We start from the raw sequence: 12,767 nt of genomic DNA, 5'->3' as shown, positions 1-12,767 counted from the left end.
ATATTTTTCATGCTTTGGATAACCAACTGGAATGCGACATGGACCTGGCTAACCTCAATGCATTTATTGCCATCGCCGAGACCGGCAGCTTCTCCGGCGCCGGCGAACGCCTTCATCTGACACAACCGGCGATCAGCAAGCGCATCGCCGGGCTTGAGCAGCAATTGAAGGTACGCCTGTTTGATCGACTGGGTCGCGAAGTCGGTCTGACCGAGGCGGGTCGCGCCCTGCTGCCAAGGGCCTATCAGATTCTCAATGTGCTCGACGACACCCGCCGCGCCCTGACCAACCTGACCGGCGAGGTCAGCGGCCGCCTGACCCTGGCCACCAGTCACCACATCGGCCTGCACCGCTTGCCTCCTCTCTTAAGGGAGTTCACTCGCCGCTACCCACAGGTTGCGCTGGATATTCAGTTCCTCGATTCGGAAGTGGCCTACGAGGAAATTCTCCACGGCCGCGCGGAACTGGCGGTCATCACCCTGGCGCCGGAGCCGCACACCCTGGTCAAAGCCACGCCGGTGTGGGACGACCCGCTGGATTTCGTCGTGGCCCCGGAGCACTCGCTGATCAACAATGGCGCCGCCAGCCTGGCGGACATTGCCGGCCATCCGGCGGTTTTCCCCGGTGGCAACACGTTTACCCATCACATCGTCCAGCGCTTGTTCGAAGCCCAGGGCCTGACGCCGAACATCGCCATGAGCACCAACTACCTGGAAACCATCAAGATGATGGTCTCCATTGGCCTGGCCTGGAGCGTGCTGCCGCGCACCATGCTCGATGAGCAAGTGGCAAGCATCGCATTGCCGGGCATACAGCTCACTCGCCAGCTAGGCTATATCTTGCACACCGAACGGACGCTATCGAATGCAGCAAGAGCCTTCATGGCCCTGCTGGATGCACAAATCGATCGGCCAGGGACTCCGGCCTGACTTGTGCTAATCCTATAGAGCCGCCCCCTGTGCCTAACGCCACTCAGCTCAAGGCCCGCTGACAATGCCGAAATCTGTTGACCGAATTCCGCCGATGCCGCGAATCCAGGCTGTTGATCCGCGCCATTCCGAGCAGAGCTGGGAAAGCGCGCCGCAATTGCTCGCCGCGCTCAACGGCGCGCGGCTCGGTGCCTGGTATTGGGACATCGAGCGCGGGCAGATCAGCTGGTCGCGGGGCACTCAGGCATTGTTCGGGTTTGATCCACGGCAGCCATTACCCGCCGATCTGGAATACCTCGACCTGTTGCCGCCGGAAGACCGCGCGAAAACCGTGCGCGCCTTCCACGCGGTGATCGCCGGCGCCCCGCTGGAACAGGCGATGCATCACCGCATTCGCTGGCCCGACGGCAGCCTGCATTGGCTGGAAATCAGCGGCAGCCTGTTGCCGGACAAGAACGGCCGGCCCCGAATGATCGGGGTGATTCGCGAAATCACCCACCAACGCCAGCGCGAGCAGGCCCTGAGCAGCTCGGAGAAACGTTTCGCTACACTTTTCCACCTGTGCCCTAACATGGTTCTGCTGACCCGTCAGGAGGACGGTCTGATCAGCGAAGCCAATCAGTATTTCGAAAGCCTGTTCGGCTGGCCGGTGCAAAGCGCGATCGGCCGCACCACGCTGGAACTGGGCTTGTGGGTGCATCCCGAACAACGCGCCGAACTGGTGAAAAAAACCAAGGCCAAAGGCGAGCTGATCAGCATGGAAGTGCAGTTCCGCGCCAGCAACGGTCAGGTGCATGACGGCATCCTCAGCGCGCAGAAGGTCGAGCTCGAAGGCCAGCCCTATCTGCTCAGCACGTTCCTCGACACCACTGAACGCAAAGCCGCCGAACTGGCCTTGAAGGACAGCCAGGAACGCCTCGACCTGGCGCTGGACTCGGCGCAACTCGGCACCTGGGACTGGCACATCCCCAGCGGCATGCTCTACGGCTCGGCGCGCGCCGCGCAATTGCACGGGCTGGAGCCGATTCCATTCCATGAATCATTCGAGGAGTTTTTCGAAGGGGTACCCGGTGAGGAACGCGACACCATGCGCGACGCCTACCGCAGCCTGCGCGAAGGTCCGGCCGGCAACTATCAACTGACCTATCGCGTGCAATTGCCCGATGGCAGCTCGCGCTATCTGGAAAGCCGCGCGCGCCTGTATCGCGACGACAATGGCGCGCCGCTGCGCATGGCCGGCACGCTGCTGGACATCACCGATCAGGTCGAGCGCGAACAGCGCCTGGTGGCTTCGGAAGAGAAATTCGCCACACTGTTTCAGGTCAGCCCTGATCCGATCTGCGTCACGCGCCAGGAAACCGGGGAATTCATCGAGATCAACTCCAGCTTCAGCCAGACCTTTGGCTGGAGCGCCGCCGACGTCATCGGCCACACTGCCGAAGAAATCGGCCTGTGGGACGCCTCGGCCAAAAGCCTGCAACGCATCGAACGGGTGATTCGTGAACAAGGCCTGAGCAACGTGGCGATTCTGGTTCAGCACAAGGACGGCCAGTCGCTGACCTGCGTGATTTCCAGCCGGCAGATCAGCGTCGGCGATCAGCCGTGCATCGTCACCACCCTGCGTGACATCACCCAACAACAGCGCTCGGAAGCGGCGCTGAAGGCCAGTGAAGAAAAGTTCGCCAAGGCATTTCACTCCAGCCCCGACGCCATCACCATCACCGAGCGCGACACCGGGCGTTATCTGGAGGTCAACGACGGCTTCTGTCGCCTCACCGGCTACCGCGCCGACGAAGTGGTGGGCAAAACCGTTTATCAAGTAGGGATCTGGGCCGAAGAAAAACAGCGCTCGACGCTACTCGCCGAACTGCAGATCAAGGGCCGCGTGCATCATCAGGAAATGCTCGGGCGCAACAAGCGCGGCGAATTGCTCACGGTAGAGGTTTCGGTCGAACCGATCACCCTTAACGAAACCGCGTGCCTGCTGCTTACGGCGCGCGACGTCAGCCTGCTGAAGAACGCCGAAGCGCAGATCCGTCATTTGGCCTATCACGACCCGCTGACCAACCTGCCCAACCGCGCGCTGCTGATGGATCGCCTGAGTCAGCAGATCGCCCTGCTCAAGCGCCACAATCTGCGTGGCGCCTTGCTGTTTCTCGATCTCGATCATTTCAAGCACATCAACGATTCCCTCGGCCACCCGGTCGGCGACACCGTGCTGAAAATCATCACCGCGCGGCTCGAAGCCAGCGTGCGCATGGAAGACACCGTGGCGCGCCTCGGAGGCGATGAGTTCGTGGTGTTGCTCAGCGGCCTCGAAGGTTCGCGCAGTGAAGTCAGCGAGCAGGTCCGCGCGCTGGCCGACACCATTCGCGAATTGCTCTCGGAGCCGATGTTCCTCGACGGCCAGCGCCTGCAAGTGACACCGAGTATCGGCGTGGCACTGATTCCCGATCACGGTTCGACCCCGACCGACCTGCTCAAACGCGCCGACATCGCCCTGTACCGGGCCAAGGATTCCGGGCGCAACACCACGCAGATGTACCACAACACCATGCAGAAAGCGGCCAGCGAACGCCTGCGCATGGAGACCGACCTGCGTCTGGCGCTGTCACGCGGCGAGTTCAATGTGCATTTTCAGCCGCAGGTCGATGCCCGCGACAACCGCATCATCGGCGCCGAAGCCTTGGTGCGCTGGAACCATCCCGAACTCGGCGCGCAATCGCCCACCGAGTTCATCAAGGTGCTGGAAGACAGCGGCCTGATCCTTGAAGTCGGCACCTGGATTCTCGATGAAGCCTGCAACGCCTTCAAACAACTGATCGCGCTGAAACTCGTCGACCCGCTCAACTTCAGCCTGTGCGTGAACATCAGTCCGCGGCAGTTCCGCCAGAACGATTTCGTCGAACGCATCGAACACAGCATGACCAGCCACGGCCTGCCCTGTTCGCTGCTGAAACTGGAAATCACCGAAGGCATCGTCATCCAGAATCTGGACGACACCATCAGCAAAATGCGCCGTTTGAAAAAACTTGGCGTGAGCTTCGCCATGGACGATTTCGGCACCGGTTATTCATCGCTGACGTACCTGAAACGCCTGCCGGTCGACACGCTGAAAATCGATCAGTCGTTCATCCGCGATGCGACCACCGACTCCAATGTCGCGGAGATCATTCGCGCAATTGTCGCGATGGCCCGCAGTCTCGAGCTGGAAGTCATTGCCGAAGGCGTGGAGACGTCGGCCCAACTGGCGTTTTTGCAGGGGCTGGACTGCCATTTGTATCAGGGCTATCTGCACAGCCGGCCGGTAGGGTTGGAGGATCTGAAAAAACTGCTCGAATAGCGGACACAAAAAAGGGCGCCATCACTGGCGCCCTTTTTGTTGCCCGACGTTATTGCAGGACAGGCTGTTGCGCTCCATTGATCGGGATGCGCTTGGCTTTCGCTTCTTCCGGGATCACACGGAGCAGGTCGATGCTCAGCAGGCCGTTGCGCAGGGCAGCGTCCTTGATCTCGATGTGATCGGCCAGACGGAACGACAGCTTGAAGGCTCGCTGAGCGATGCCCTGGTGCAAGAACGTGACGTTCTCGTCGGTGTCGCGCTTGCCGCCACTGATAGTCAGCACACCCTTCTCGACTTGCAGGTCCAGGTCTTCTTCCTGGAAACCGGCGGCCGCAACGACGATACGGTATTGGTCATCACCGTGTTTTTCGACGTTGTAGGGTGGGTAGCTGCTGCCTGGCTCGTTACGCAGCGCGGTTTCGAACAGGTCGTTGAAACGGTCGAAACCTACCGAGGAACGGAACAGTGGCGCGAGGGAAAATGCAGTACTCATGATTCAAATCTCCTGAAAACAATCAGCAAGGTTTTTTGTCTCCGCGACCCGAATTCGGCATCGCGTACCCCTTAGATAGGGACCGCTGTTTTGATTTCAAGAGATTATTTTCAGATTTTTTACGCGGCATCGACGAGCGGCAATCCGAGCAAACGCGAGACGTGATCAGGCTCGGTTTCGCGGCGCAGAACGGTGAAAAGCTCGGCGGCTTCCGGGTAGTTGCGCGTCAGCATGGCCAGCCATTGCTTGAGGCGACCGGGCGATTGGCGCGCGGTCATCTGCGCTTTGGCCTGCAGCCAGAAGTCCTGAATCAGCGGCATCAGCTCGGCCCAGGTCATCTCGACGACTTCTTCGCCGGCGCGGGCGGCAGCGATCTGCCGGGCCAGATCCGGGCGGGAGACCAGACCACGACCGAGCATGATGTCTTCGACGCCACTGATTTCGCGGCAACGGCGCCAGTCTTCGACGCTCCAGATATCACCGTTGGCGAACACCGGCACTTTGACCACGTCTTGTACGCGCGGGATCCACTCCCAATGTGCCGGCGGTTTGTAGCCGTCCATTTTCGTCCGCGCATGTACGACGATGTGCTCCGCCCCGCCTTCGGCCAGCGCCGTGGCGCAGACCAGCGACCCGTCGGGACTGTCGAAACCCAGGCGCATTTTTGCGGTGACCGGGATGTGCGCCGGTACGGCGCGACGCACGTGCTCGACGATCTGATTGAGCAGCTCCGGCTCTTTCAGCAGCACGGCACCGCCGCGGGATTTGTTGACGGTCTTGGCCGGGCAGCCGAAGTTGAGGTCGATCACTTCAGAACCGAGTTCGCAGGCCAGCGCGGCGTTTTCCGCCAGGCACACCGGATCGGAACCAAGCAACTGCACGCGCAGCGGCACGCCAGACGCGGTGCGGGCGCCGTTGAGCAGCTCGGGGCCGAACTTGTGAAAGTACGCCGGGGTGAGCAACTGGTCGTTGACCCGAATGAATTCGGTCACGCACCAATCGATGCCGCCAACGCGGGTCAGCACGTCGCGCAGGATGTCGTCGACCAACCCCTCCATGGGCGCCAGAGCAATTTGCATGGGGAAACACTACTTGAGGAAAAAACGTGCGGCAGTTTACTGGATTACGCGCAAAACCGCAGATCCCTTGTAGGAGTGAGCCTGCTCGCGATAGCGGTGTGCCAGGCGATGCATACGTGGCGGATACACCGCCATCGCGAGCAGGCTCACTCCTACAGGTTAGATTTGAGCAGATTCCGGGATATGGATTGCCGGGCCATAACCTTCGATGAACTCGGCCGGCATCCGCTTGGGCTTGCCGGTCGACAGCTCGATGCAGACGAACGTGGTCTGCGCGCGCAACAGGGTGGCGTTGTCGCTGGGGCGTTTGAGCTGGAAATGCCGGGTCATTTTCAGGCGCTGATCCCAATCGACGATCCAGGTCGCCAGTTGCAGTTCATCACCCTCATAGGCTGCGGCCAGATAATCGATTTCATGGCGGACAACAGCCATTGCTCGATCCAGACGCCGGTATTCGACCAGGTCCAGGCCGAGGCGCTGCGAGTGGCGCCAGGCGCAGCGCTCAAGCCAGGTCACGTACACGGCGTTATTGGCGTGCCCGAGCCCGTCAATGTCCTCGGCGCCTACTTGCAGATCAATGGTAAACGGCGTTGCCCGATCCCAGCCCATGCCCCACTCCCGGTCAAAGTTTTCAACCGGGGCAGTGTAACGGAGCTCAGGCCGATTGGCGCGCCTGAAGGCTGCGACCGGCGAGCAGTGATAACACGCCATCAATCACTCGAGGGTCGGCCAGCACCCGCTGATGGCCACCACTCTCCAGGCGCAGCAGACGGCTGTCGAACCAGGCCTCGTGAATCAGTTGCGATTCCTTGACCGAGACGAAGTTATCGTCCTCGGCGTGCACGATCAGGCCGGGCATATCCAGTTGATAGTGGGCAACGTCAAGCGTCGCGGCGCGCATGCCGACGTCCTGCTCGACCTGACGAATGAACGCCGAGCGCGCACGCGGCGGCATGCCGACCATGCGCGCGAATCCGCGCAGTACGCCGAGAATGCGCGACGGTGCGGCGATGCTGACCAGGGTTTCGGTGCGCAACCCCAATTGCACGGCGAGCATCGCGCTGGCGCCGCCCATGGAGTGACCGATCACCGCTTGCAGCGGCGGCAATTCGGCAGCGGCTTCAAGCATGGCGCGTGCGAACAGCACCACGTTGGCTTCGCGCCCGGGCGAACGACCATGGGCCGGGCCGTCGAGTGCGACGACCGTATAACCGGCGTCGACCAGCGCATTGATCAGCGAAGCAAACTGCGTTGGCCGCCCTTCCCAACCATGCATGAGCAACACCGTAGGGCCTTGCCCCCAACGCAGCGCCGACAGGCCGAAGCGCAAAGTGATGCGCTCGGAACTCGCCAGCAGCGGCAGCTCCCAGTCCCGCAGCGGAAGCGCGCGGGGCGTCATGAACGCCAGGCGCATTTTGCTCGCCACCAGTTTCGGTGCAAACCAGCCCAAGGTACCGTTAACGCCACGAACCCACTTCAACGCGTTCATCGCTCTCTCCTCAGGCTTGTTGCCTTCAGGTCAACGCACCGCCGACTTGGCAGCGCGCAGCAGTCGATCGGATAACTCTCCCGGACCCAGCGCTCTTGCCAGCGCAAGACCACCTACCATCAGCGCGACATCGGCCAGGGCCTTGTCGGTGTCTTCAGGACTGGCAGCCAGTTGCGCCACCATCAGCTCCAGATGCTCGTTCAGCGCAATGCGGAACGATTCCGGCAAACGCCCCAGTTCGCCGATCGAGGCCGGAATCGGGCACGCCGCATCGCTGGAATCCCGGTGTTTGCGCGACAGGTAGAACGCAGCCACCAAGGCGCGACGTTCTTCGCCGGTCAGGTCGGCATCCATGTCGGCGATCAGATCGCGACGCCGGCCCAGCAACTGCTTGAACGCTTCGAGCATCATTGCGTCCTTGCTTTCGAAGTGCGCGTAGAAGCCACCGACGGTCAGGCCGGCTGCACCCATCACTTCGCCCACGCTCGGGTCGGCCGGGCCACGCTGGATCAGTGCGGCGCTGGCAGCCTTGAGGATGCGTTCGCGGGTTTGAGCTTTTTTATCGTTCATCGTTGCCTCCGAATATTACGACTAGAATATTATTCGCATAATAATATTCCGCAAGTCATGAATATGACCGCTGGTCTGAAGCACAGTGTAAGGAAAATGGAGAGTTGGCCAAACGCCAGACAAACAAAAGGGCCATTCAATAATTGAATGACCCTTATAAAATCCCGCAGAGCGGGTAATCGTGGCGTCCCCTAGGGGACTCGAACCCCTGTTACCGCCGTGAAAGGGCGGTGTCCTAGGCCACTAGACGAAGGGGACACAAACCCTTCTATACAACTGATCAGTGCTGAGAGCTGATCGATTCAAGGCCGGTGTGGCCAGACCTTGAACTGTAAAATTGGTGGAGCTAAGCGGGATCGAACCGCTGACCTCCTGCATGCCATGCAGGCGCTCTCCCAGCTGAGCTATAGCCCCGGATTTTTCGCCTCGCGGCGGAGTGATCTCTTGCAACATCACTTCTGTAAAACTGGCGTCCCCTAGGGGACTCGAACCCCTGTTACCGCCGTGAAAGGGCGGTGTCCTAGGCCACTAGACGAAGGGGACGCAAACCCTTCTATACAACTGATCAACGCTGAGTGTTGATCGCTTCAAGGCCGGTGTGGCCAGACCTCGAAGTGTAAATTGGTGGAGCTAGACGGGATCGAACCGTCGACCTCTTGCATGCCATGCAAGCGCTCTCCCAGCTGAGCTATAGCCCCTCATCGCTGAGGACGGGGCGAATCTTAAGGGCGTATCGAAAGCCTGTCAAACTTATTTTTGAAAAATTTCAAAATTTTTTGTCGGGATAACAATCACTTACCGCCCTCCCCCGTAAATTCGGGAGAAACGCCGAAGGCAGGATCAAAAGATCGCAGCCTTCGGCAGCTCCTACAGAGAAGCAAAAGCAATCAAGCGATGGCGCCCAGAAGCTTTTCCCACTCTTTGTTTTCTTTCTTCGACACGCCACCCAGCAGGTCAATCGCCTGGCGCAAGCGGAAACGGGTCAGGTCCGGGCCAAGGATTTCCATCGCATCAAGCACCGACACCGAACTGGCCTGGCCGGTGATCGCGGCAAACATCAGAGGCATCGCGTCGCGCAGTTTCAATTCGAGGGATTCCACCACCGCCTGGATCGTCGCGGTGATGCTGTCCTTCTCCCACTGACGCAGGCTTTCCAGCTTCCACAGGATCAGCTGCATCAACTGGCGAACCTGATCGCCGGAGAGCTTTTTCGATTCAAACAGCTTGGCATCCGGGTTAACGCCGCCGGCAAAGAAGAATCCCGCCAGCGGTGCGACCTGGCTGAAGGTTTCGACGCGACCCTGGACGTGGGGCGCGATTTTCATCATGTATTCGGAATTGAACGCCCACTTCTGCACGCGGGCGGCAAACTCTTCAACCGGCAGATCGCGCAGCCACTGACCGTTGAGCCACGACAATTTCTCGATATCGAAGATCGGCCCGCCGAGGGAAACGCGCTTGAGATCGAAATTGTCGACCATTTCCTGCAGCGAGAACTTCTCGCGCTCGTCCGGCATCGACCAGCCCATGCGGCCGAGGTAGTTGAGCATGGCTTCGGGCATGAAGCCCATGCGCTCGTAGAACGTGACCGAGGTCGGGTTCTTGCGCTTGGACAGCTTGCTCTTGTCCGGGTTACGCAGCAGCGGCATGTAGCACAGCTCTGGTTGTTCCCAGCCGAAGTATTCGTAAAGCAGGATCAGTTTTGGCGCCGATGGCAGCCATTCTTCGCCACGCAGGACGTGGGTGATGCCCATCAGATGGTCATCGACGACGTTGGCGAGGAAGTACGTCGGCAGGCCGTCGGTCTTCATCAGCACTTGCATGTCCATGCGATCCCACGGGATCTCGACGTCGCCACGGAGCATGTCCGGCACCACGCAGACGCCTTCGCTCGGCACTTTCATGCGTATCACGTGCGGTTCGCCAGCAGCCAGGCGCGCGGCGACTTCTTCTTTCGACAGCAGCAGTGCGCGGCCGTCGTAGCGCGGGGTTTCGCCGCGAGCCATTTGCTCGGCGCGCATCTGATCGAGTTCTTCAGCGGTGCAGAAGCACGGGAACGCATGGCCCATGTCGACCAGTTGCTGGCAGTACTTCTGATAGATATCGCCGCGCTCGCTCTGCCGGTATGGGCCGTGCGGGCCGCCGACATCCGGGCCTTCGCTCCAGTCGATGCCAAGCCAGCGCAGGGCGTCGAAGATCTGCTGTTCGGACTCGCGGGTCGAGCGCAACTGATCGGTGTCTTCGATGCGCAGGATGAATTCACCGCCGTGCTGCTTGGCAAAGCAGTAGTTGAACAATGCGATGTAAGCGGTACCTACGTGGGGGTCCCCGGTAGGCGATGGCGCGATGCGAGTGCGGACGGTGGTCATGGCATGTCTCGAAAAAATGAAGAGCAGAACAATCAAGCGGCGAATGGTAACAGGCGACACCGGCCCCGCTCCAGCGGGCAGGGTATTTAAGCCAGATGCCCCAAGGCCTTGCGATTGTGTAAAGGCCATTCGCGAGCAGGCTCGCTCCCACAGGGACAGGCAATTGCTCTGTGGGAGCGAGCGTGCTCGCGAAGAGGCCGGTCAGGCGATGAAAATCAAACGGTGAGCAATCGTTCGCGCAGTTTGGCAATCTCGTCGCGCATCTGCGCTGCCGCTTCGAACTCCAGATCCCGCGCCAGCTGATACATCTTCTCTTCCAGTGCGCGGATGCGTTTGGTGATTTCGCTGGGCGAGCGCAGTTCGGCTTCGTACTTGGCGTTCTCTTCGGCGGCCTTGGCCATGCCTTTGCGCTTCTTGCTGCGCGAGCCCGGTACCGTGGCGCCTTCCATGATGTCGGCGACGTCCTTGAACACGCCTTTCGGAGTAATGCCGTTTTCCAGGTTGAAGGCGATCTGCTTCTCACGACGGCGCTCGGTCTCGCCAATCGCCCGCTCCATCGACCCGGTCATGCGATCAGCGTAGAGAATCGCCCGGCCATTGAGGTTACGCGCCGCGCGGCCGATGGTCTGGATCAGCGAGCGCTCGGAACGCAGGAAGCCTTCCTTGTCGGCATCGAGAATCGCTACCAGCGACACTTCCGGCATGTCGAGGCCTTCACGTAGCAGGTTGATCCCGACCAGCACATCGAACACGCCAAGGCGCAAATCGCGGATGATCTCGACGCGTTCGACAGTGTCGATGTCCGAGTGCAGGTAACGCACGCGCACGCCGTGGTCGGCGAGGTAATCAGTCAAGTCTTCGGCCATGCGCTTGGTCAGCGTGGTGACCAGCACGCGCTCTTCGATCGCCACACGCTTGGTGATTTCCGAGAGCAAGTCGTCGACCTGGGTCAGCGCCGGCCGTACTTCAACCTGCGGGTCGACCAGACCGGTCGGCCGTACCACCTGCTCCACCACGCGCCCGGCGTGCTCGGCTTCGTAGTTGCCGGGGGTTGCGGATACGAAAATGGTCTGCGGGCTGACCCCTTCCCATTCGTCGAAACGCATTGGCCGGTTGTCCAGCGCCGACGGCAGGCGGAAACCGTACTCGACCAGGGTTTCCTTGCGCGAACGGTCGCCCTTATACATCGCGCCAACCTGCGGCACGCTGACGTGAGATTCGTCGATTACCAACAGCGCGTCGGCGGGCAAGTAGTCGTAAAGCGTGGGCGGCGCCGCGCCGGATGGCCGCCCGGACAGGTAGCGCGAGTAGTTCTCGATGCCGTTGCAGTAACCCAGTTCGAGAATCATCTCGAGGTCGAAACGGGTACGCTGCTCCAGGCGCTGGGCCTCTACCAATTTGTTGTTGCTGCGCAGATATTCGAGACGCTCCTGCAGTTCGACCTTGATGCCTTCGATGGCGTCGAGCAGGGTTTCACGAGGTGTCACGTAGTGACTCTTCGGATAAAAGGTGAAGCGCGGCATCTTGCGAATGACTTCGCCGGTCAGCGGATCGAACGCGGAAATGCTCTCGACCTCGTCATCGAACAGCTCGATGCGGATCGCTTCCAGATCGGATTCCGCCGGGAAGATATCGATGACGTCGCCACGCACGCGGAACGTCGCCCGGGCGAAATCCATGTCGTTGCGGGTGTATTGCAGATCCGCCAGGCGCCGCAGCAGCGCACGCTGATCGAGCTTGTCGCCACGATCAACGTGCAAGACCATTTTCAGATAGGTTTCCGGGCTGCCCAGACCATAGATGCACGACACCGTGGTGACGATGATCGCGTCCTTGCGCTCCAGCAACGCTTTGGTCGCGGACAGCCGCATCTGCTCGATGTGGTCGTTGATCGACGCATCCTTCTCGATGAAGGTGTCGGACGACGGCACATACGCTTCGGGCTGATAGTAGTCGTAGTAGGAAACGAAATATTCCACCGCGTTGTTCGGGAAGAACGCCTTGAACTCCCCGTACAGCTGCGCGGCCAGGGTCTTGTTCGGCGCCAGCACCAGCGTCGGACGCTGTACCTGCGAGATGACGTTGGCGATGCTGAAGGTCTTGCCCGAGCCGGTCACACCGAGCAGTGTCTGGTGCGCCAGCCCGGCATCAATGCCCTCAACCAACTGGCGAATGGCTTCCGGCTGATCGCCGGCAGGCTCGAAGCGGGTGACTAGCTGGAATTCCGACATACACACCTCTGGAATCGTGGCGTTCCGCGTCAGACGGAGCACCACGAGGACGACCGCAAACGACCGATGTCGCGCAAGAAAAAACCTGGATTGTGCTTAATGTGGTGGCGATTGCCTGACCTTTCAAGGCAAACGTCCTACATCCGGTAAAGACTCTGACAAAGTCAATCGACTAACGGTCAAGAAATAATCGGAAAAACTTACCGCAAAAGCCGATTCGCCTGTCGCCATCGCGCGGTGATGGCCTCTATACTAGCTCCCCGT

General features: G+C 60.4%; 9 protein-coding genes and 4 tRNA genes. 2 read left to right on the top strand and 11 right to left on the bottom strand.

The genetic code is table 11. The features are described from left to right. Positions 1-38: 38 nt before the first annotated feature. Together LIS66_RS09460 and LIS66_RS09455 are read left to right on the top strand one after the other, a co-directional pair. Positions 39-929, top strand: a complete 891-nt coding sequence (locus tag LIS66_RS09460) for a LysR family transcriptional regulator (RefSeq protein WP_116657800.1) — start codon at positions 39-41, stop codon at positions 927-929. A gap of 64 nt (positions 930-993) precedes the next feature. Next, positions 994-4,272: a PAS domain S-box protein gene (locus LIS66_RS09455; protein ID WP_227974077.1), complete on the top strand. Its 3,279-nt coding sequence runs from the start codon at positions 994-996 to the stop codon at positions 4,270-4,272. A 49-nt stretch (positions 4,273-4,321) separates the two neighbouring features. Here LIS66_RS09455 and LIS66_RS09450 read toward each other — a convergent pair whose 3' ends face one another. From LIS66_RS09450 to uvrB, 11 genes are all read right to left on the bottom strand, one after another. Continuing rightward, positions 4,322-4,765 carry an Hsp20 family protein gene (locus tag LIS66_RS09450; protein WP_042609422.1) on the bottom strand — a complete coding sequence of 148 codons (444 nt, stop codon included), beginning with the start codon at positions 4,763-4,765 and terminating at the stop codon, positions 4,322-4,324. Positions 4,766-4,884: 119 nt separating this feature from the next. Continuing rightward, a complete protein-coding gene (locus LIS66_RS09445; RefSeq protein WP_227974076.1) occupies positions 4,885-5,844 on the bottom strand; it encodes a tRNA dihydrouridine synthase in 960 nt (319 codons plus the stop codon). A 159-nt stretch (positions 5,845-6,003) separates the two neighbouring features. Next, entirely contained in the window at positions 6,004-6,453 is a 450-nt protein-coding gene (locus tag LIS66_RS09440) for an acyl-CoA thioesterase (RefSeq protein ID WP_042609420.1), read from the bottom strand. Between the two features lie 46 nt (positions 6,454-6,499). Next, positions 6,500-7,333 carry an alpha/beta fold hydrolase gene (locus tag LIS66_RS09435; RefSeq protein WP_016773922.1) on the bottom strand — a complete coding sequence of 278 codons (834 nt, stop codon included), beginning with the start codon at positions 7,331-7,333 and terminating at the stop codon, positions 6,500-6,502. 30 nt (positions 7,334-7,363) lie between these two features. After that, a complete protein-coding gene (locus tag LIS66_RS09430) occupies positions 7,364-7,903 on the bottom strand; it encodes a TetR/AcrR family transcriptional regulator (protein WP_039762033.1) in 540 nt (179 codons plus the stop codon). 182 nt (positions 7,904-8,085) lie between these two features. Further along, positions 8,086-8,161, bottom strand: a tRNA-Glu gene (locus tag LIS66_RS09425). 80 nt (positions 8,162-8,241) lie between these two features. Beyond that, positions 8,242-8,317 (bottom strand) — tRNA-Ala (locus LIS66_RS09420). 53 nt (positions 8,318-8,370) lie between these two features. Beyond that, positions 8,371-8,446 (bottom strand) — tRNA-Glu (locus LIS66_RS09415). Between the two features lie 79 nt (positions 8,447-8,525). Beyond that, a tRNA-Ala gene (locus tag LIS66_RS09410) sits at positions 8,526-8,601 on the bottom strand. A gap of 189 nt (positions 8,602-8,790) precedes the next feature. Further along, a complete protein-coding gene (gene gltX, locus LIS66_RS09405) occupies positions 8,791-10,272 on the bottom strand; it encodes a glutamate--tRNA ligase (protein WP_016773920.1) in 1,482 nt (493 codons plus the stop codon). Between the two features lie 215 nt (positions 10,273-10,487). After that, positions 10,488-12,503, bottom strand: a complete 2,016-nt coding sequence (gene uvrB, locus LIS66_RS09400) for an excinuclease ABC subunit UvrB (protein WP_042609418.1) — start codon at positions 12,501-12,503, stop codon at positions 10,488-10,490. Between the last annotated feature and the right edge of the window lie 264 nt (positions 12,504-12,767).

The sequence above is a fragment of the Pseudomonas sp. HN2 genome, from assembly GCF_020736465.1.
In the GTDB taxonomy this organism is placed as follows: Bacteria; Pseudomonadota; Gammaproteobacteria; order Pseudomonadales; family Pseudomonadaceae; genus Aquipseudomonas; species Aquipseudomonas moraviensis_A.
Note: the sequence above shows the minus strand (reverse complement) of the source record. Positions and strands in the feature narration are given on the sequence as shown.

What these genes read in the sequence shown, in the direction of transcription:
- LIS66_RS09430 (WP_039762033.1), bottom strand. Translation starts at nt 7,903, where the DNA reads ATGAACGATAAAAAAGCTCAAACCCGCGAACGCATCCTCAAGGCTGCC.
- LIS66_RS09445 (WP_227974076.1), bottom strand. Translation starts at nt 5,844, where the DNA reads ATGCAAATTGCTCTGGCGCCCATGGAGGGGTTGGTCGACGACATCCTG.
- LIS66_RS09435 (WP_016773922.1), bottom strand. Translation starts at nt 7,333, where the DNA reads ATGAACGCGTTGAAGTGGGTTCGTGGCGTTAACGGTACCTTGGGCTGG.
- LIS66_RS09450 (WP_042609422.1), bottom strand. Translation starts at nt 4,765, where the DNA reads ATGAGTACTGCATTTTCCCTCGCGCCACTGTTCCGTTCCTCGGTAGGT.
- gltX (WP_016773920.1), bottom strand. Translation starts at nt 10,272, where the DNA reads ATGACCACCGTCCGCACTCGCATCGCGCCATCGCCTACCGGGGACCCC.
- LIS66_RS09455 (WP_227974077.1), top strand. Translation starts at nt 994, where the DNA reads ATGCCGAAATCTGTTGACCGAATTCCGCCGATGCCGCGAATCCAGGCT.
- uvrB (WP_042609418.1), bottom strand. Translation starts at nt 12,503, where the DNA reads ATGTCGGAATTCCAGCTAGTCACCCGCTTCGAGCCTGCCGGCGATCAG.
- LIS66_RS09440 (WP_042609420.1), bottom strand. Translation starts at nt 6,453, where the DNA reads ATGGGCTGGGATCGGGCAACGCCGTTTACCATTGATCTGCAAGTAGGC.
- LIS66_RS09460 (WP_116657800.1), top strand. Translation starts at nt 39, where the DNA reads ATGGACCTGGCTAACCTCAATGCATTTATTGCCATCGCCGAGACCGGC.